This window comes from Actinoallomurus bryophytorum (assembly GCF_006716425.1).
GTDB classification, from domain to species: Bacteria; Actinomycetota; Actinomycetes; order Streptosporangiales; family Streptosporangiaceae; genus Actinoallomurus; species Actinoallomurus bryophytorum.
Window position 1 is genome coordinate 2124090 of record NZ_VFOZ01000001.1, and the last position, 17876, is coordinate 2141965.

General features: G+C 70.3%; 20 protein-coding genes. 14 read left to right on the plus strand and 6 right to left on the minus strand.

What is annotated here, in order from left to right; all coding sequences use genetic code 11:
• Positions 1-4: 4 nt before the first annotated feature.
• Positions 5-886 (minus strand): LysR family transcriptional regulator, encoded by an 882-nt coding sequence (locus FB559_RS09925; RefSeq protein ID WP_141955343.1) that lies wholly within the window; start codon positions 884-886, stop codon positions 5-7.
• A 125-nt stretch (positions 887-1011) separates the two neighbouring features.
• Between FB559_RS09925 and FB559_RS09930 the strand changes: the two genes are divergently transcribed.
• The 3 genes from FB559_RS09930 to FB559_RS09940 all read left to right on the plus strand — a co-directional run bounded on the left by FB559_RS09930 (position 1012) and on the right by FB559_RS09940 (position 4141).
• Positions 1012-2370, plus strand: a complete 1359-nt coding sequence (locus tag FB559_RS09930) for an MFS transporter (protein ID WP_141955344.1) — start codon at positions 1012-1014, stop codon at positions 2368-2370.
• Positions 2371-2522: 152 nt separating this feature from the next.
• Positions 2523-3413 carry an alpha/beta fold hydrolase gene (locus FB559_RS09935; protein WP_141955345.1) on the plus strand — a complete coding sequence of 297 codons (891 nt, stop codon included), beginning with the start codon at positions 2523-2525 and terminating at the stop codon, positions 3411-3413.
• 74 nt (positions 3414-3487) lie between these two features.
• Positions 3488-4141 (plus strand): maleylpyruvate isomerase N-terminal domain-containing protein, encoded by a 654-nt coding sequence (locus FB559_RS09940; protein ID WP_141955346.1) that lies wholly within the window; start codon positions 3488-3490, stop codon positions 4139-4141.
• A 46-nt stretch (positions 4142-4187) separates the two neighbouring features.
• Here FB559_RS09940 and FB559_RS09945 read toward each other — a convergent pair whose 3' ends face one another.
• Entirely contained in the window at positions 4188-5081 is an 894-nt protein-coding gene (locus FB559_RS09945; RefSeq protein ID WP_246122409.1) for an AraC family transcriptional regulator, read from the minus strand.
• Between the two features lie 109 nt (positions 5082-5190).
• Here FB559_RS09945 and FB559_RS09950 point away from each other — a divergent pair, with 109 nt between their 5' ends.
• From FB559_RS09950 to FB559_RS09985, 8 genes are all read left to right on the plus strand, one after another.
• The gene (locus FB559_RS09950; RefSeq protein ID WP_221639938.1) at positions 5191-6255 is read left to right on the plus strand and encodes an acyl-CoA dehydrogenase family protein; all 1065 of its coding nucleotides are present in this window, start codon (positions 5191-5193) and stop codon (positions 6253-6255) included.
• Positions 6256-6382: 127 nt separating this feature from the next.
• The gene (locus FB559_RS09955) at positions 6383-7060 is read left to right on the plus strand and encodes an SDR family NAD(P)-dependent oxidoreductase (RefSeq protein WP_221639939.1); all 678 of its coding nucleotides are present in this window, start codon (positions 6383-6385) and stop codon (positions 7058-7060) included.
• Positions 7061-7140: 80 nt separating this feature from the next.
• A complete protein-coding gene (locus tag FB559_RS09960; RefSeq protein ID WP_221639940.1) occupies positions 7141-7596 on the plus strand; it encodes a MarR family winged helix-turn-helix transcriptional regulator in 456 nt (151 codons plus the stop codon).
• 101 nt (positions 7597-7697) lie between these two features.
• On the plus strand, positions 7698-8459 hold the full coding sequence (locus FB559_RS09965) for a hypothetical protein (protein WP_141955349.1): 762 nt from the start codon (positions 7698-7700) through the stop codon (positions 8457-8459).
• 199 nt (positions 8460-8658) lie between these two features.
• On the plus strand, positions 8659-9606 hold the full coding sequence (locus FB559_RS09970; RefSeq protein ID WP_141955350.1) for an ABC transporter ATP-binding protein: 948 nt from the start codon (positions 8659-8661) through the stop codon (positions 9604-9606).
• Between the two features lie 11 nt (positions 9607-9617).
• Positions 9618-10397 carry an ABC transporter permease gene (locus FB559_RS09975; protein ID WP_141955351.1) on the plus strand — a complete coding sequence of 260 codons (780 nt, stop codon included), beginning with the start codon at positions 9618-9620 and terminating at the stop codon, positions 10395-10397.
• A 21-nt stretch (positions 10398-10418) separates the two neighbouring features.
• Positions 10419-11741 (plus strand): sensor histidine kinase, encoded by a 1323-nt coding sequence (locus FB559_RS09980; RefSeq protein WP_246121489.1) that lies wholly within the window; start codon positions 10419-10421, stop codon positions 11739-11741.
• A complete protein-coding gene (locus tag FB559_RS09985) occupies positions 11738-12400 on the plus strand; it encodes a response regulator transcription factor (RefSeq protein ID WP_141955352.1) in 663 nt (220 codons plus the stop codon). The genes FB559_RS09980 and FB559_RS09985 overlap by 4 nt, the downstream gene beginning before the upstream one ends.
• Positions 12401-12430: 30 nt before the next feature.
• Here the strand turns inward: FB559_RS09985 and FB559_RS09990 are convergent, their stop codons facing one another.
• Positions 12431-13426, minus strand: coding sequence for an aldo/keto reductase (locus tag FB559_RS09990; RefSeq protein WP_141955353.1), 996 nt, complete (start codon positions 13424-13426; stop codon positions 12431-12433).
• A 126-nt stretch (positions 13427-13552) separates the two neighbouring features.
• Between FB559_RS09990 and FB559_RS09995 the strand changes: the two genes are divergently transcribed.
• Positions 13553-14413: a helix-turn-helix transcriptional regulator gene (locus FB559_RS09995; protein ID WP_141955354.1), complete on the plus strand. Its 861-nt coding sequence runs from the start codon at positions 13553-13555 to the stop codon at positions 14411-14413.
• A gap of 9 nt (positions 14414-14422) precedes the next feature.
• Here the strand turns inward: FB559_RS09995 and FB559_RS10000 are convergent, their stop codons facing one another.
• On the minus strand, positions 14423-15172 hold the full coding sequence (locus FB559_RS10000) for an SDR family NAD(P)-dependent oxidoreductase (protein ID WP_141955355.1): 750 nt from the start codon (positions 15170-15172) through the stop codon (positions 14423-14425).
• Between the two features lie 155 nt (positions 15173-15327).
• Here FB559_RS10000 and FB559_RS10005 point away from each other — a divergent pair, with 155 nt between their 5' ends.
• A complete protein-coding gene (locus FB559_RS10005) occupies positions 15328-15834 on the plus strand; it encodes a MarR family winged helix-turn-helix transcriptional regulator (RefSeq protein ID WP_221639941.1) in 507 nt (168 codons plus the stop codon).
• 75 nt (positions 15835-15909) lie between these two features.
• On the opposite strand, the gene FB559_RS10010 is transcribed toward FB559_RS10005, so the two are convergent.
• Positions 15910-16509 (minus strand): winged helix-turn-helix transcriptional regulator, encoded by a 600-nt coding sequence (locus FB559_RS10010; RefSeq protein WP_141955357.1) that lies wholly within the window; start codon positions 16507-16509, stop codon positions 15910-15912.
• Between the two features lie 262 nt (positions 16510-16771).
• Between FB559_RS10010 and FB559_RS10015 the strand changes: the two genes are divergently transcribed.
• A complete protein-coding gene (locus FB559_RS10015) occupies positions 16772-17365 on the plus strand; it encodes a GNAT family N-acetyltransferase (RefSeq protein ID WP_246121491.1) in 594 nt (197 codons plus the stop codon).
• A gap of 80 nt (positions 17366-17445) precedes the next feature.
• On the opposite strand, the gene FB559_RS10020 is transcribed toward FB559_RS10015, so the two are convergent.
• A complete protein-coding gene (locus FB559_RS10020) occupies positions 17446-17823 on the minus strand; it encodes a MerR family transcriptional regulator (RefSeq protein WP_141955359.1) in 378 nt (125 codons plus the stop codon).
• Between the last annotated feature and the right edge of the window lie 53 nt (positions 17824-17876).

The window sequence follows — 17876 nt, forward strand, 5'->3', positions numbered from 1 at the left end:
CCGCTCAGGGCCGCGCGGCGGCGTACAGGATGTCGCGCATGCCTGGCAGGGACTCCTGGTCCTCTCGCCACACCAGCCGCAGGCTGAGGTCGGGGACGGGGAGATCCAGCCGGACCAGGGTGCCGGAGCTCAGGTTGTCGGCCACCGCGAACCCGGGCAGCAAGGAGATCCCGAGTCCGTGCTCGGCCCAGGCACGCATGACCGCGACTCCGCCCGCTCTGATTCGTTCGGGGGCCGGGCCCAGGATCTTGTTCCCGGCCATCCAGAACGAGCACTCGGGCACGTTGACCAGCAGTCGTTCGTGCTCGAGGTCGTCAGGTGTCAGGCCTGTCCGAGTGGAAAGGGGATGGCCAGGGGCGGCGACGAGCGCGAGTGGGACCGGATCAAGGTCGATGAAGGCCAGTGGCTCGGCCGGGGCCGGGAAGCCGAGGTCGCCGACGTCCTGGCCGGAGTCCAGGAGCAGCGCTGCTTCGAGCCGTCCGTGGACCACGTCGGCCAGCAGCCCGTCGCGAGCGCGGTCAGAACGGATCTCGACATCGATGTCGGGCCGTCGCTCGGCTAGCCGCGTGAGTACCCGCGGCACGTAGAAGCCGGCGAGTGTCTCCAGCGCGCCCAGCCGCAGCACGCGGCGTTCTTCGCGTACGTCGTGGTAGGCCCGCTCGGCCTGTTCGAGCAGGCGCCGTGCCCATACCCGCAGGCGCTCTCCGGCGGCGGTGAGCCGCATTCCTTTGGGCTCGCGTACGAACAGTGGTACGCCGAGTGAGCCCTCGAGTGTCCGGATCTGCTGCGAGACCGACGATGGCGCGAGATCGAGGGCCGCGGCGGCGTCGGTGACCGTGCGATGCCGCACGACCGCCTCGAAGGTTCTGAGCTGGCGGAGTTCCACAGTGCGGCGAACCACCCTCGGCGTTCGGAAATTCCGAACGCGTCGTGCGGTGATGCCGGTGGAGCTCCCGGCCTGCCGGAACGCACAGTAGGCCGCGTCGAACCCCCATCCCTTCGGGAGCTGTCATGACCCTGTTGCGATCGTCCACCGGGGCGGCCCCGAGCCCGCCGGGTGTCAGTGCCCGTGCGCTGCTGGGTGTCTCCCTCGGCTATTTCATGGTGCTGCTGGACACGACGGTCCTGTCGGTCGCCGAACCGGATCTGGCCGCGTCCCTGCACACCTCGGTCGCGGGGCTGCAGTGGGCGACGACCGGGTACACCGTGGCGTTCGCCGCGCTTCTGCTCTCGGCGGGGGCGGTGGCCGATCGCCACGGTGCTCACCGGGTCTTCCGATCCGGCATCGCGGTGTTCACGTTCGCCTCCCTGCTCAGCGTGTTCGCACCGGACCTGTGGACCCTGGTCGCGCTGCGGGCGGTCCTGGGCGTCGCCGCGGCGGCCTGCGTACCGGCCTCGATGGCGATCATCGCGCAGCTCTACCCCGACCCGGCTCGGCGCGCTCGCGCCATCTCGATCTGGGCGGCGATCAGCGGCGCGGCGGTGGCGGCGGGCCCGCTCGCAGGCGGCGCTCTGGTCGAGGCCGGTGGATGGCGAGCGGCCTTCCTCGTCAACGTGCCCATCGGCGTGGCGGTGCTGTCGCTGACCTTGGGCCGGGCGCTGACCGGCCCGCGGAATGAGCGCCGCATCGACTGGCTCGCGCAGCTGGCGGCCGCCATGGTGCTGGCCCTGCTCACCGACGCGCTGATCGCCGCCGGCTCCCGCTCCTGGATCCACGCCCTCTTGTCCTCGGCAGGAGCGTTGACGTCGGCCGCCATGTTCCGGGTCCTGGAACGGCGCAGCTCCAGCCCGGTCCTGAACCGGGCGCTACTCCGGGCCGGCGGGGTGCGCGCCGGGCTGCTGGCCGGGGCCGCGGTGAACTTCGCGCTCACCGGGGGTCTGTTCGTACTCCCGCTGCTGCTCCAGCAGGAGCGGCACCTGAGCCCTTTCGAGACCGGACTGGCGTTCTTGCCGCTCACGATTCCCTTCGCCGCCAATCCTCCTTTCACCGGCAGGATCGTGGCCCGCGTCGGACCTCGCCTGCCGATCATGGCCGGCCTGACCCTGCTGTCCGCCGGAGGCGCCACGCTCGGCATCACGATCCTTGCCGCGGGTGGCTATCCCTTGCTGGCGTTGGGCTTGCTGTTGACCGGATTCGGCGTCTCCTGCGCTCTGCCGGCCCTGGTCGCGGCCATTGTCAACGCCGCCCCGAACGGTACGGCCGGTTCGGTCGGCGGCGTACTCAACGCCGTCCGTCAAATGGGCGCCACCCTCGGCGTCGCCATCATGGGCGCCTTCGTCACCGTGGACATGGGGTGGTCGTTGCTGGTCTCCGCCGCGGTCTGCCTGATCGCTCTTTGCGCATTCGTCCTCCATTCGCCTTCGGCGTGAGGCCGCAGCGCGACGGAGATGAACGTGTGGTTCGTGGCGGCAAAGGCGCTCCGCATTGTCGCGCGAACCGCAACGGGTGGGCCGTCGGCGGCTTTCCGCACGTGTCATTTAAAATGCCGATGAGCGGATAACTCGACGAGCTAGGTGATCAAATGGCTGGGGACCGGACACCGACGCGCCGCACCGAGTCGGCCGCGAAGACGTGGCCGGGGCAAGCCGAGTACCTCGCGGCATACGACGCCGTTCTGGCCCGGTGGCCGGTCGCCGTCGAGCCGGTCGGCCTGCGGTCGCCGTTCGGCACGACTCACGTCAACGTCTGCGGACCGCGCGACGGCGAGCCTCTGGTGCTCCTGCATGGGCGTGGCGCCACGTCGACCGTATGGTTCGCCATTGTGGGCGAGCTGAGCCGCACCCATCGCGTGTACGCGGTCGATCTCATCGGGGACGCCGGCCGCAGCGTCGACGACGGACGCCCGGTGGACGGCCGGGCCGCTTTCATGGACTGGCTGGACGGCCTGTTCGACGCGTTGAACCTCGACGATGCGTCCCTGTGCGGCCACTCCTACGGCGGTTGGCTCGCGCTCAATTTCGCCCTTCACGCGCCGCAGCGGGTGCGCAAACTCGCGCTGCTCGACCCGACCGACTGCTTCGCCGGGTTGAGCATGAGCTACCGCCTGCGTTCCGTGCCGATATTCGTCAGGCCGAGCCCCGAACGGATGCGCGCCTTCATCACGTGGGAGACCGCAGGAATGCGAGTCGATCCGGACTGGCTGAAGCTGGTATGCGCCGGCCGCCGGTTCCCCAGCGCGAAAATCGTCCTGCCGCGCCGGCCTGACCCTGACCGTCTGCGTGCCTCGAAAGTCCCGACACTGCTCCTACTCGCCGAGAAGAGCCGGGCGCACGACATTCACAAGGTGTCCGCCAACGCCCGCAAGCTCGTGCCCCACGTGGTCAGCACGGTCCTGCCCGACGTGTCACACCATTCGATGCCGACAGAGCACCCCGAGCGGCTCAACCGCGAACTGGGAAGGTTTCTCGACTGAGCCTGGGCCGTACACCGAGGTACCCGAGCCGGCATGCGCTTGTCCGCCGCTCCGGCCGCCATTACGGTGCCGCCGTGGACCTCTTCTCACGCTCCTGGTCGGCGTTGCGCACGGCGGTCGCCGAGCTCGCCGACGAGGACTTCGAGCGGCCGTCCGGCTGTACCGGCTGGCTCGTGCGGGACCTGGTGTGCCACCTGGTCATCGACGCCCAGGACGTTCTGATCACCCTGGTCACGCCCGACGAGGCCGAACCGACCGTGGACGCGGTCACCTACTGGAACCTCGTCGAACCCCCGACCGGCGAGGACCCGCTCGACGCGCTGATCCCCCGGCTGGCCGCCGCGTACGGCGAGCCGCGTCTGCTCAAGTTCCACCTCGACGACGTCGGTTCCGCCGCGGGCCGCGCCGCGGAGCTCGCCGATCCCTCCGTCCGCGTCGGCACCCGCGACGAGGTACTGACCGCCGGCGACTACCTGTCCGCGTACGTGCTCGAATGGACCTTGCACCACCTCGACCTGATCGCGTACCTGCCGTCGGCCGCCGATCCGCCCGCCGAGACCCTCGCCGCGGCACGCGCGTCCCTGGAGAAGATCGCCGCGACCCCGTTCCCCACCTCGTTCTCCGACCAGGACGCGCTGCTGATCGGCACCGGACGCCGTACGCCGACCGACGCGGACAAGTCCGCGCTGGGCGATCTCGCCGCGAAGCTCCCGCTCGTTCTCGGCTGAGCGGCCCATCGGTCAGAAAGACCACGGGCGACGACGCGCTCGGCCGTCACGCGTAACGGGCGGACCGCATGTCCTGCCGGAACCGCCCCGGCGAGACGCCGTACTCACGGCGGAACGCGCTCGCGAAGGCGAATCCGCTCGAGTAGCCGACCTGCCGGGCGATCGTCGCCAGTGGCACGGGGGTCGCGCGCAGCAGCCCCGCGCCGTACATGAGTCGCCGGCCGATCAGGTACGTCATCGGTGGCTTGCCGACCAGGGCGGTGAACCGCCGGGTGAACGTCGTGCGCGACATGCCGGCGATCTCGCTCAGCCGCCGTACCGTCCACTGCTCGTCCAGCCCACCGTGGATCGCTCGCAGTGCGGCGGCGACTCCCGGATCGGTGATCGTCGGCCATGCCTCGTCGCCGGACTGTTCCTGCCACTGGCGCAGGGCGTGGACGAGTATGAGGTCGACGAGCGCGGGCCGGGTCGCCCCGGCGCCCGGCCTGGCCTGGGACACATCGTCGCCGAGCAGGTCCGTCAGCGCCCGCAGCTCCGGGTGACGTTCGTAGTCGGGCGAGATCGCCACGACGTCCGGGAGCTCCCGCAGGAACCGGTGGATCTGGCCGTGGTCGACGCGGTAGCACCCGCAAAGGAAGTCGAAGTCGTACGGGCCGCGGCTCGGCGGCTCGGCGCCCATGGGCGCCACAGGCAGCGTGGCGAGCGCGCCCGGCGCGTGGCTCAGCCCGTGTTCGGACCCGTACGGCGCGAGCACGATGTCGCCCGCCCTCAGCGCGGTCGTCTCGCCGTCTCTGGTGATCAGCCAGCCGGAACCGCCCAGGACGACGTGGAAGCCGACGCCGACGAAGGCGGGGTAACGGGCGCCCCACGCGCCGGACTCGGTGATCCGGCGGGCATGGGCGCTGCCGGCATGGATGGTGCCGATCACCTCGCTGATCATGTCCACGCCCAAATGGTAGGCCGCACCCGCCTCACCTGGGACGAACGCGCATGAAGGTGGACCGATCGTGCATGGTCCGCATGCCCTTCGGCTGGTTCAGTAACTGGACGTGACCACCGAAACCATCGAGAACGACCAGGCCCGTACCCTCCTCGCGTCCGCCGAGGAGACCGAGCGGCACAACCGCCCGACCGCCGAGAACCTCGAGGTGGTGCGCCGGCACGGCGCGTTCGCCCTCAGGACACCCGAGCGGTTCGGCGGGGCTTGGGCGAACGCCACGACCGTCGCCGGCCGCCTGGCGGAACTGGGCCGGTACTGCCCATCCACGGCATGGATCGCCGGTACTTGCCTGACCGCCAAGACCTTCGCCGCCGAGGCCTTCGGCGACGCGGTGCCACGCGACCTCTTCGCCGACCCGGACGCGCTCGCCTGCGGATCCGGCATACCTTCCGGCTCCGGGGAGCGCACGCCGGACGGTGTCCGGGTGAACGGCCGCTGGCCGTACGTCTCCGGTTGCGAGGACGCGACCTGGGCCGGACTCGCGGTGCTGATCGACGGGACGTACACGTACGCGGTGATTCCCACGGCCGAGCTGACCGTCGAGCGGACCTGGCGCGTCGCCGGGATGCGTGGCACCGGCAGTCACACCCTCGTGGCGCGGGACGTGCTGGTCCCGGCCGGGCTGACGGCCGCGGTGCGGCCGCCCGTGCCCGCCACGCTCGTGTTCTACGGAATCGCGGTGCTCGCCCCGGTGGCCGGCGCGGCCCGCGGTGCGCTCGACGTGACCAATGCGATGTTCGCATCGGACCGCAAGCCGTCCATGACGGCGTACGCGCGGATGGGCGACTCACCGGCGGCGCGGCAGTGGCTGGCCGAGGCGACTCTTCTTGTGGACCGCGCCGACCGCACCATGTTCGCCGCCGCACGGGCCGTCGATGCGGCCGGGGTCACGGGGGCCGACAGCGCACGGCTGCACCTCGACCTCGCGGACGCCGCACAGGACTGCAGGTCCGCCGTGGAGCTGATGCTCGACCTGCACGGGGCGAGCGGGTTCGCCGCGGCGAACCCGCTGCAGCGGTACTGGCGGGACATCGCGGTCGGCAGCCGCCACGCGCACCTGCGGCCCTATATGGCGGTCGAGAACTATGGCCAGGCCCTCGCAGGTCAGGCCTGATCACCGGCGGACTCACGTACGCGGAGCGCCGACCTAGGAACGCGCCTCCGGCTTGACGAGATTAGTTATACAACACATAATCATTGTTATGTCTATAACTAACTCTGAATCATCCCCGGACAGGCGAGTGCTGCTGATCGGTGCGTCTCGTGGTCTGGGCCTCGCGCTGGCCCAGGAGTGGGCCCAGGACGGCCGGTACGTCATGGGCACCGTGCGCGGCTCGGGCCGTACCGGTCTGCACGACCTCGCCGACGCCCACGCGGGGCAGGTCGAGATCGAGACCGTCGACATCACCGAACCCGCTGAGATCACGGCGCTGCGCACTCGCCTGGCGGACCGGAGGTTCGACCTGCTCTTCGTGAACGCCGGTGTCACCAACCAGCCGGAAGGCACTGTGGCGCAGACCTCCACCGAGGAGTTCAACCGCGTCATGGTCACCAACGCGCTGGGCCCGCTGCGCGTCGTCGAGACGCTCCAGGACCTTGTCGAACCCGCGGGCATGATCGCGGTGATGTCCTCCGGCCAGGGCAGCGTGGCCAACAACGAGCGCGGCGGCCACGAGGTGTACCGCGGCAGCAAGGCCGCGCTCAACACGTTCATGCGCAGCTACGCGGCACGGCACAGCGGGGAGCGCCGGACCCTGGTCCTCATGGCCCCGGGCTGGGTACGCACCGAACTCGGCGGCCCGAACGCCCGGTTCGGCATCGACGAGAGCATCCCGAACGTCGTCAAGACACTCGACGCCCTCCAGGGCAGGCCAGGTCTGCACTACGTCGACTACCTCGGCCGGACGGTAGCGTGGTGAACGCGGCCTTACGGCAGGCCGGGCACACGACTCGGCGGCTTGGGCCGCCGAGGTACTGAAGGGCACGGGAGAAGCGACCGATGGCAGGCTCCTCGGGACGATCAGCCGATCCCGTCCAGCAGGCATGGGCCCTCATGCACCGTTTCGTCGAGGCTCACAACCGCCGGGGCGAGCTCGCCGAGGCGCTCGGATTCCGTCTCGGCGGCGGCCGGGGAAAAATCCTCTTCCAGCTCCGCGACGGACCGGCGACCCTTGGCCGGCTCGCGGAGGCCAACGGCGTCGACGCCCCCTACGCGACCCTGATCGTCGACAAGCTGGAGGCTCACGGCCTTGTCGAACGCCGCCCGCACCCCGACGACCGGCGCCGCAAGCTGGTCACCCTGACGGCCGCCGGGCGGGACGCCATCGCGACCGCCGACGCCATCCTGCTGCGCCCGCCCTCGGCCATCGAGACCCTCCCGGCCGACGACCTCGGGCGACTCACCGAGCTCCTCACACGCCTCCTGGACGCGGACGAGGCCGAAGCCGGGGAGTGACCGCCGTCGCGCGCCCGAGGAATTGTGCCTTGATCCCGTTGCGTCGCGATCGGGTTCGGGTTTTCGGGCGCGTTTCCGGCGGGCGCCGGGACAATGCATGCATGAGCAGCCTCTCCCGGCGTGCGGGTGACCGGCCGCCGCGCATGTCGCGCCGGCGGATCGAAGCGGTGGCCGCCGCTCTGGTCCCCGGTCTGCTGCTGGCGGCCTGTTCCGGCGGAGACGGCACCGCGGAGCCGAGTACCACGTCCACCATCACGGGACCGCCCCCCGCCCCTACTCTGACACCGCCGCGCGGTTCGACGACGACAGTGCCGACCCAGCCGCTACGGGTGACCGGGAAGATGACCCGGCCGGGCACACGACTCCGGTTCGGGCAGAAGGCGATCGTGCCGGTCCGCGACTACAACGCCTTGCGCAAGAGCTACACCGACGGCGTGCTGGGCATCGTGGTGCGGCGGATCCGGCACGCCCCCGGTTCCAGAGTCGAGGGAGCCTTCGACCCCGCCGGCTGGGCCGTGCTGAAGAGGAGCACCGCGTACTCCGCCGAGATCGTCATGACGAACGAGAGCGGCAACCCGATGCAACTGCCCGTCCCCCGTTTCGAGGCCCGGCGCAGCGGGGGCGGGCCGGCCAACGTCCTCCTGAGCGGCGGCACACTGCCCGGCTGCGAGGAGACCCACTCCCCTGACGCGTTCGACCATGAGGACGCCCGATGGGTGACGTGCGAGTTCTGGGTGTCGGCCTACCCGCTCCGAGAGATCCACTACATGAACCCGCCGTACGGCCAGAACGCGCAGCACCCCAGCGACCGGGCACCGAGCTTCGAGCGCTACTACGACCTCGGACCGATCATCTGGCACTGACACATAGCGGGCGGCCGATCGCGTACGCCGCCGCTCGCGGGTCAACCGATCGGTGGATCGCCTCAACCGTACGGACCATCCGCTGTTTCAGTCCCTGACCTGCGGCGTCTCACCGCGCGACCGATACCGCGCCATGGCGGATTCCGCGAGGCTGAAGGCAGATGACCGCGATGGACCGGAATGCCGGGAGGGCTACCGCATGCCAGCAGTGATCGAGGTGCAGAACCTGCACAAGAGCTACGGGGACACGGTGGCGGTCGACGATGTCTCCTTCACCGTCGAGGAGGGGGAGATCTTCGGGATCCTCGGACCCAACGGCGCGGGCAAGACCACGACGGTGGAATGCGTCGAGGGGCTGCGCAGGCCGGACCGGGGCGAGATCAGCGTGCTCGGCCTCGACCCGCGGCGGGACCGGGCCGAACTGACCGAGAGGCTCGGCGTGCAGCTCCAGGACGGCGAGCTGCCCGACCGGCTGAGGGTCGGGGAAGCGCTCGCGCTCTACAGCTCCTTCTACCGGGCCCCGGCGGACTGGCGTGCGCTGATGGACTCGCTCGGGCTCGGGAGCAAGAGCTCGACCAGGTACGGGAAGCTGTCCGGCGGCCAGAAGCAGCGGCTCTCGATCGCGCTCGCACTGATCGGGAACCCGCGGGTGGCGGTGCTCGACGAGCTGACCACCGGCCTGGACCCGCAGGCCAGGCGCGACACCTGGCAGCTGATCGAGGACGTGCGTTCCCGCGGCGTCACGATCGTGCTCGTCACCCACTTCATGGAGGAGGCCGAGCGGCTGTGCGACCGGATCGCACTGATCGACACCGGCCGCGTCGCCGTGGTGGACACCCCGGCCGGGCTGACCGAGCGGGTCCAGATCGAACAGCGGATCCGCTTCCGGCCGTCCGTGCCGTTCGACGACAGCCTGCTGACCAGCCTGCCCGACGTCACCGGGGTCGTACACAAGGGCGATGTCGTCATGGTCACGGGCAACGACAACGCGCTGAACGCGGTCACCTCCGTGCTGGCCCGCAACAACGTCGTGGCGCGGCAACTGCGCGTGGAGCAGGCCAGCCTGGAGGACGCCTTCGTCGCGTTGACCGGCCGGCAGCCGGAGACCGGGCAGCACCCGAGCCAGAGCCGCCCCACCCAGAACTAGGAGGAATGATCATGACTACCACCACCGCAGCACCGCCGGCGGCGGCGTCGCGTTCCGGGCTCGGACGGCTCACCGCCACCGAGCTGAGGCTCTTCATCCGCGAGCGGGTCGGGCCCATCTGGGGCGTCGGGTTCCCGCTCCTCCTGCTGATCATCTTCGGCAGCATCCATTCCTTCAGGAAGCCGCAGAAGGACTTCGGCGGCGCCACCACGCTCGAGATCTACGTGCCTGTCCTGATCGCGTTCACGATCGCGATCCTCGCGCTCAGCGCGCTGCCGATGGTGCTGGCCGGCTACCGGGAGAAGGGCATCCTGCGCCGCCTGCAGACGACGCCGATGGGCCCGGTCCGGCTGCTCACCGCCCAGCTCGCGGTCAACTTCGCCGTCACCGTGGTCACCGTGATCGCGATCCTCGTGGTGGGCAGGGTCGCGTACGACGTGCCCCTGCCCAAGCAGCCGGTGGGGTTCGTCGTCGCCGCACTGCTCGCCGCCGCCGCGCTGATGGCGGTCGGCCTGTTCGTCGCCGCGACGGCCGGGAGCGGGCGGGCCGCGCAGGCGATCGGCACGATCCTGTTCTTCCCGATGATGTTCTTCGCCGGCCTGTGGGTGCCCATCGCCCAGATGCCCAAGGTCCTGCGCTACATCAGCCACGGCACCCCGCTCGGCCCGGCGGTCCAGGCACTGCAGAGGGCGTCCGGGGGGCACTGGCCGCACGCGCAGCAACTGCTGGTCACGGCGGCGTACGCGGTGGTGTTCGGGCTGGCCGCCGCTAAATTGTTCCGCTGGGAATAGGTCGCAACGGGAAGGATGCAGATGAGCAATCCGATGCGGCACTCCGGGCACGACGAATGGAACCGGCGACTGCTTCCGCTCGTGACCGTCGTGCCCTACGTACTGCTGGCGATCCTGACCGGCGTCACGGTGACGATCAGGCGGTCCGACGGTGACCCCTTCGTCATCGATCTCGCGCTGTGCGGGCTGACGGCGGCCTGGATGCTGTGGATGTTCACGCTGCATCCGGCCTGGCGGGAACGCCCGCGGGCGATGGGTCTGTTCATCGGCGTGCTGATCGTGCTCATGGCGATCCTGGTGATCAGGGATCCCTGGTTCGGGCTGTTCACGCCCGCCGGCTACTTCTACTCCTACAGGTTCTTGTCCTGGCCGTCGGAGCTGGCCGCCGTCAGTGGGGTGGCGATCGTGGCGGGCACCGCGCAGGCCTCGCCCATACCCAAGGCGAGCGCCTTCGGCGTACTCGCCTACCTGGCCATCCTCGTCGTGAACATCGTTCCGATGTGCGGCCTGGCCTGGCTCGGCCGAAAAGGCGAGGAGCACGACGAACTCCGTGAGCAGGCCCTCGCGGAAGTGAACGAGGCCAACCGGCGGCTCGAGGCGTCACTCGCCGAGAACGCCGGTCTGCACGAGCAGCTCCTGACCCAGGCACGGGAGGCCGGGGTCTCCGACGAGCGGCAGCGGATGGCGCGCGAGATCCACGACACGCTGGCGCAGGGACTCACGGGGGTCGTCACCCAGCTGCAGGCGGCCGAACAGTTCGGCGATGATCCGGCGCTGTGGCGCCGGCATGTTCGGGCCGCGACCGGGCTGGCCAGGGAGAGTCTGTCCGAGGCGCGCCGGTCGGTCCACGCGCTGCGGCCCGAGCCGCTGGAGACGGCGCGGCTGAGCGAGGCGCTGGCCGCCGTCGCCGAACGCTGGTCGGCGCTGCACGGCATCGTGGTCCAGGCCACCACCACCGGCACCGTACGGCCGATGCCGCCGGAGGCCGACGTCGCGCTGTTGCGTACGGCACAGGAGGCACTGGCGAACGTCGCCAGGCACGCGCGGGCGACCAAGGTCGGGCTGACACTGTCCTACATGGAGAACGAGGTCGCGTTGGACGTACGTGACGACGGCAGGGGCTTCGAGCCGGACCGGTTCGGCGACGGCGGCGATCCGCCGGAGATGGGAGATGACGGCCCGCGGCGTACGGACGCGCACGTGCCGGGTGGCGGGTTCGGTCTGGTCGCGATGCGGCAGCGCATCGAGAGCCTGTCCGGGACGCTCCAGGTCGAGTCGGAACCCGGTGCCGGCACGGCCATCTCGGCCTGCATCCCGGCCGCGCCCGCCGGAGCCGGCGCATGAGCCACGCGACCGGCGCCCCGATCAGGCTGCTGATCGCGGATGACCACCCCGTGGTCAGGGACGGGCTGAGCGGCATGTTCGCGCGCGACCCGGGTTTCGAGGTGCTCGGTGAGGCGGATGACGGCGCCGAGGCGGTACGGCTCGCCAAGGCACTCAAGCCCGACGTGATCCTGATGGACCTGCGGATGCCCGGCATGGACGGCCTGACCGCGATCACCGAGCTGGCCAGGCAGGGCATCACCGCCCGCGTCCTGGTGCTGACCACCTACGACACCGACAGCTACGTCCTGCCGGCGATCGAGGCGGGTGCCACCGGCTACCTGCTCAAGGACGCTCCCCGCGCCGAGCTCCTGCGAGCGGTACGCGCGGCGGCCCACGGCCAGGCGGTGCTCTCGCCGTCGGTGGCGACCCGGCTGATGAGCCGCGTCCGTGAGCCCGAGACCAAGCCGCTCAGCCGGCGAGAGCTCGAGATCCTGAAACTGGTCGCGGCCGGGACCATCAACCGGGACGCGGCGGCCAAGCTGCTCATCAGCGAGGCCACCGTCAAGACCCACCTGCTGAACATCTACGCCAAGCTCGGGGTCAGCGACCGCGCCGCGGCGGTCGCCGAGGCGTTCAACCGCGGACTGCTCACCCCCGATACGCCGGAGCAGTCCTGACGCCGGCTCGCCGAGCCTCGGGCCTGCGGCTCAGTTCCCCACGCCGAGGCCGGACATGAACGCAGAGGGGTACCGGTCGCCCCGCGCCGCACCCGGCGGCACTGCTTTTTCGATCTCGGCGAGGTCGGCGGTGGTGAGGTCCAGTTCCGTCGCGGGCAGTGCCTCGGCCAGTCGCTGACGGGTGCGGGCGCCGACCAGCGGCACGATGTCCTGGCCCTGTGCGGCGACCCAGGCGATGGCCAGCTGGGCGACGGTGCATCCCTTGGTCTCGGCGATCCGGCGCAGGGCTTCCACGAGGGACAGGTTGTGTTCCACGTTCTCCCCGGAGAATCGCGGGTTGAAGCCGCGGCTGTCGCCGGGAGCGGGAGTACGGCCGGCGGACCAGTGCCCGGAGATGAGACCGCGGCTGAGGACGCCGTACGCGGTCAGGCCGATGCCGAGCTCCCGCAGCGTGGGCAGAACCTCCGCCTCCACCGCACGAGAGATCAGCGAGTACTCGATCTGCAGGTCCGAGACCGGATGCACGGCGTGCGCCCGGCGGATCGTCGCCGCGTCGACCTCGGAGAGGCCGAGGTGGCGTACGTACCCGGCGTCGATCATTTCCTTGATCGCGCCGACCGTCTCCTCGATCGGTACCGCCGGGTCCAGCCGGCCGGGCCGGTAGATGTCGATGTGGTCGGTGCCCAGCCGGCTCAGCGAGTAGGCCAGGAAGTTCTTCACCGCCTGGGGACGGCCGTCGAACCCGCCGAACCCCGGGCCCGGCTCCCGCAGCATGCCGAACTTGACGCTCAGCTGGTAGCCGTCCCGGTCCTGGCCGCGCAGGGCCTCGGCGAGCAGCAACTCGTTGTGGCCCATGGCGTAGAAGTCGGCGGTGTCGAACAGTGTGACGCCGGCCTCCAGCGCGGCGTGCACGGTGGCGATACTCTCCGGGCGGTCGGCCTCGCCGTAGGCGCCCGACATGCCCATCGCACCCAGACCCAGCGTGGAGACGGCCGGGCCGGTCCTGCCCAGGGTTCGTAGCCGCATGGTGTTCTCCCTCGTCGTCGGTGTCGCCCCCACCTTGCGGCCGGGCCGGGACTCGCGAAAGCGGAGCGTTCATCATGGGAGCGCCGCTCCCTGGATGGTTCGCCCGCCGTGAGGGACCATGGGTTCATGCGACGTGACGAGCTCGCCGACTTCCTGCGCCGCCGGCGCGAGGCGATCCGGCCGGCCGAGGTCGGCCTCGCCGACGGCCCCCGGCGCCGCACCACCGGCCTGCGCCGCGAAGAGGTGGCCATGCTCGCCGGCATGTCGGTGGACTACGTCGTACGCCTCGAACAAGGCCGCAGCAGTCAGCCCTCGACCCAGCTGCTCGGCGCGCTGGCCCGGGCGTTGCGCCTCTCCGACGACGAGCGCGACCACCTGTTCCACCTGGCCGGCCACCAGCCCACGCCCGCCGAGGGGGTGGCACGCCTGGCCCGCGCGGGCCTGATACGCATGCTCGACCTGCTCGGCGACACCCCGGCCATGGTGCTGTCCGACCTGGGAGAGGTCCTCGCCCAGAACCGGGCGGCCGTCCTGCTGACGGGCGACCACACCGGTTTCTCCGGCGACCGGCGCTACGCCGTATACCGCTGGTTCACCGACCCGGCCACCCGCGACGTCAACCCGCCCGAGGAGCAGGAGCACCACACCCGCCGGCTCGTGGCCGACCTGCGCGCGACCGCCGGCCGCCGGTCCGGCGACCCCACCGTCGCCGGACTCATCGAACGCCTGCAGGCCGAGAGTGCCGACTTCCTCCGGCTCTGGAGCGAACACGAGGTGGCGGTCCGGCGCGCCGACCGCAAGACCATGCTGCACCCGCGGGTGGGCCGCCTGGTGATGGACTGCGAGACCCTGGTCACTCCCGACCAGGGACAGCAACTGGTCGTGCTCACCCCGGCGGACCCCGAGACCCGAGAACGGGTGGAACTGCTGCGGGTCCTCGGCATCGAGGAATTCCCCACGGAGGCAGGCACGGACGCGCGTTCATGAGGATCTCCTTCAGCCGGGCAGCGTGCTGACCTCGCCGCCGTCGGCGAAGAGGATCGCGCCGTTGATGTAGCTGCTCGCGGGACCGGCGAGGAAGGCCACGATCTCGGCGATCTCGCGGGGCTCGCCCGCCCGGCCCCGTGCGTTGACCTGGTCCAGTGCGGCGATGTGATCTCCGAGCATGGCGACGGTCCCTTCGGTCCTCACCGGACCGGGTGAGACGGTGTTGACCCGCACCCCACTGCCGCCGAACTCGGTGGCCCAGTAGCGGGTGAGGATCTCGACGCCGGCCTTGGAGGCTCCGTGGGCGGCGCCGATCGCCGCGGGTGTCCTGGCAGCGCTGGATCCGATCGTGATGACCATGCCATGTCCTCGCCCGGCCATGGCCGGGGCGAGAGCGCCGACAAGCAGGAACGGGGCTCGGGTGTTGACCGCGATGTGCCGATCGAAGCCGGCGGCGTCGGTCTGCGCGGTGGGCGTGAAGACGTAGACCCCCGCGGCGTTCACCAGGATGTCCACCTCCCCCGCCTCCGAGGCCAGCCGCAGCGTGTCCTCGGCGTCGGCAAGGTCCGCGGCGACGAACCGCGCGGATCCGCCCGCCTCCGCGATCTCCTTGACGAGGGCCTCGCCGCGGGCGCGGTCCCTGCCGTGCAGGACGACCTCCGCACCCTGTTCGGCCAGACGCCGGGCCACGGCACGGCCGATACCCGAGGTTGCTCCGGTCACCAGGGCGGTACTGCCCTCCAGCGGGGTGGCACTCATAACGACCTCACTTCCAGTCGACGTGGCCAGAGGGCTTGCGCACGGCCGGGCACCTCTGCTGCCGGCCTGCCGGCCCCCGTAAAGGAACTATGCCCGGCAGATGTTCTGCTCGCAAGAGCATCTGTCGTACCGCATAGATGCGCTACATTGACGGCGTGAGCGCTTCACCTTCCGCTGCCGACGGCGCCGACGCGCGGGTCACCACCGGCGAAACCGGACTCGAGCTGGATCTGGGGTGGGCCATCCGCATGGTCTCCTCGGCCTTCGGCCGAGTGGCCACGAGTTCCGTGGAGGACCTGCCCGGTGGGCCACGGGGCTACCTGGTCCTGGTCGCCCTGGCCTCCGGCGAGCCGCCCTCCCAGCTTGCCCTCGCCCAGCGGGTGAACCTCGACCGCACCGTAACGACGTACCTGCTCGACGACCTCGAGGCGCGTCAGCTGATCACCCGCAGACCCGACCCCCGCGACCGCCGGGCACGCCAGGTCCTGATCACCGAAGAGGGCCGCGCCCACCTAGAACGCGCCCAGCACCGCCTCGCCATCGCCGAAAGGCACCTGCTCGCCGACCTCGACGAAGCCGACAGCCGGCAACTACGCCTTCTCCTGACGCGCGTCGCCCGAACCGCCCAACGCGAGGCCCTGGCCCCCGAGACCGACTGCTGAGCCTTCCGGCCGGTCAGAGCACTTCGGTGATGCCACCGTGTCGTGTACGGAGGGATGCGTGGCGGCGGCAGGCCCTTAGGCGGACTTCGAGGCGGATGAGCCCGCGGCTCCGTACGTGGTGTTGAGTTCGCCTTCGCCGGCCGGGAGTGTGCGTGGTGGCAGGATCGGCTCGAGGAGCCGTCGTGGTGTGTTGATCGCGTTGGACACCGGGTCGCGATCGGTGTCCGTCGGATCGAACCCAGGTCCGGGCTCGATCCGGATCTCTGGGACCGGGACGACCGAACCGCACGCTGGGCAGCGTCCGTCACGGTCAAGGAGACCTCCGTCCTGATCGTGGCGGACGGCGCGCCTCACACCGGACGGAGAGTAGAAGGCGTCCCCCCAGTTCATGAGAGTCCGCACGACCGGCCACAGTGCGACGCCCTTGGCCGTCAGCCGGTACTCGACACCTCCGGCCGCGTCACCGTCACGTACGAGCACGCCCTCTCGCACGAGGAGCTTCAGCCGGCTGGTCAGGACGGCGCGAGGGATCTTCAGCTGAGCGACGAAGTCTCCGAACCGACGAACCCCGAAGAACGCATCGCGGACTATGAGGAGCGTCCACCGCTCTCCGACGACCTCCAACGCTCGCGCCAGCGAGCAGTTGCGGTCCGCGTAGGTACTGGGGAGTGTCATGTCTCCACCGTACCGCCCCAGTTCACTCAGTGAACTGGGGCGTGTTACGTTATCCACCCGGAGCAGTTCGGTCAGTGAACTGGGCTGGCTACGGGGCCCTGCACCGGCCCGCCCGACGCGAACCCGCCGCTGACAACTCGATTTCGATTGGTTTCCAATGGGACAGTCACATCCACTGGACAATTGCGTCCACTCGGCGCTGACCGGGCCGCACGCGCACTTCGCGAAGCGACGTGGGAACGCATTGCGCTACCCGTTGGACGTGTCACCCTTCATGGCGCTGCCGGACTCCCCCGGTGACGCCGACTGGAGGGACATCGCGGCACTCGCCGGCCAGGGCAGGGAGGTCACGCTGACCGGCCCTGCGGTCGAGCCGCCGGATGGCTGGGAGATCGTGACGCGAGGCATCGTGCTCCGGCTCATCGGCGACCGGATCGCCGCCGCGCCGGACGAGGAGGCCGTTCGGCTCACCCAGGCCGATGTTCCGGAGATGCTCGCTCTGGCCGAGAGCGCCAAGCCCGGCCCGTTCCTGCCACGCACGATCGAGATGGGTACCTATCTGGGCATCCGCATTGGCGGGCGTCTGATCGCGATGGCCGGTGAACGACTGCACCTTCCGGGTTGGACGGAGATCAGCGGAGTCTGCACCGACGCAGACTGGCGCGGACGGGGATTGGGGACCCGGCTGGTGCTGGCTGTCGCGGCCGGCATCCTGGAGCGTGGCGAGACACCATTTCTGCATGTGCTCGCGTCCAACACGAACGCCGTACAGCTGTACGAATCCCTGGGATTCCGACGTCACGGTGCCGTAAGCCTTGTGCGCACCCGGCCGCCGGCGGAAGTACCGATCAGTTAGGTGACGCTTCCGACGCTTTACGGCAGTCGCGCTGACGCGCAATGAGAAAGTCGTACCGGTCTTCGTAGAAGGGCGTCAGGTCACCTTGCGCCGTTCTCGGAAAGGACGCATTCCTCTTCCGGGTCGCCCGCCGCGGTGATGATGCCGTCGAGGCGCTCCCGGGTGCCGGTGAGGTCCCGGATCTGCGCGTCGAGGTGGTCGCGTTCGGCGGCAAGGCGAGCGAGCATGTCCTCAGTGGCGACGCCCGTGTGCACGCAGGGCAGCAGGCCGGTGATGACCTTGCTGCTGAGACCGGCGGAATACAGGGTCTGGATCCACCGGACCCGTTCCACGGCGTCGTCGCCGTAGTGCCGTTGCCCGCTGGGGCTTCGCTCCGAGGTCAACAGCCCTTGCTCCTCGTAGTAGCGCAACGCCCGCGTGCTCACGCCGGCCGCCGTCGCCACGTCACCGATACGCACGACTTCGGTCCTTCCCTCTGATCCACGCCGATTGTCGCTTGCCCTTGACACTA

Bases quoted from the DNA above. Each gene is read 5' to 3' on its own strand.
- FB559_RS09930 (WP_141955344.1), top strand. From the start codon at position 1,012: ATGACCCTGTTGCGATCGTCCACCGGGGCGGCCCCGAGCCCGCCGGGT.
- FB559_RS09935 (WP_141955345.1), top strand. From the start codon at position 2,523: ATGGCTGGGGACCGGACACCGACGCGCCGCACCGAGTCGGCCGCGAAG.
- FB559_RS09945 (WP_246122409.1), bottom strand. From the start codon at position 5,081: ATGATCAGCGAGGTGATCGGCACCATCCATGCCGGCAGCGCCCATGCC.
- FB559_RS09960 (WP_221639940.1), top strand. From the start codon at position 7,141: ATGGCAGGCTCCTCGGGACGATCAGCCGATCCCGTCCAGCAGGCATGG.
- FB559_RS09965 (WP_141955349.1), top strand. From the start codon at position 7,698: ATGAGCAGCCTCTCCCGGCGTGCGGGTGACCGGCCGCCGCGCATGTCG.
- FB559_RS09970 (WP_141955350.1), top strand. From the start codon at position 8,659: ATGCCAGCAGTGATCGAGGTGCAGAACCTGCACAAGAGCTACGGGGAC.
- FB559_RS09975 (WP_141955351.1), top strand. From the start codon at position 9,618: ATGACTACCACCACCGCAGCACCGCCGGCGGCGGCGTCGCGTTCCGGG.
- FB559_RS09980 (WP_246121489.1), top strand. From the start codon at position 10,419: ATGAGCAATCCGATGCGGCACTCCGGGCACGACGAATGGAACCGGCGA.
- FB559_RS09985 (WP_141955352.1), top strand. From the start codon at position 11,738: ATGAGCCACGCGACCGGCGCCCCGATCAGGCTGCTGATCGCGGATGAC.
- FB559_RS09990 (WP_141955353.1), bottom strand. From the start codon at position 13,426: ATGCGGCTACGAACCCTGGGCAGGACCGGCCCGGCCGTCTCCACGCTG.
- FB559_RS09995 (WP_141955354.1), top strand. From the start codon at position 13,553: ATGCGACGTGACGAGCTCGCCGACTTCCTGCGCCGCCGGCGCGAGGCG.
- FB559_RS10000 (WP_141955355.1), bottom strand. From the start codon at position 15,172: ATGAGTGCCACCCCGCTGGAGGGCAGTACCGCCCTGGTGACCGGAGCA.
- FB559_RS10010 (WP_141955357.1), bottom strand. From the start codon at position 16,509: ATGACACTCCCCAGTACCTACGCGGACCGCAACTGCTCGCTGGCGCGA.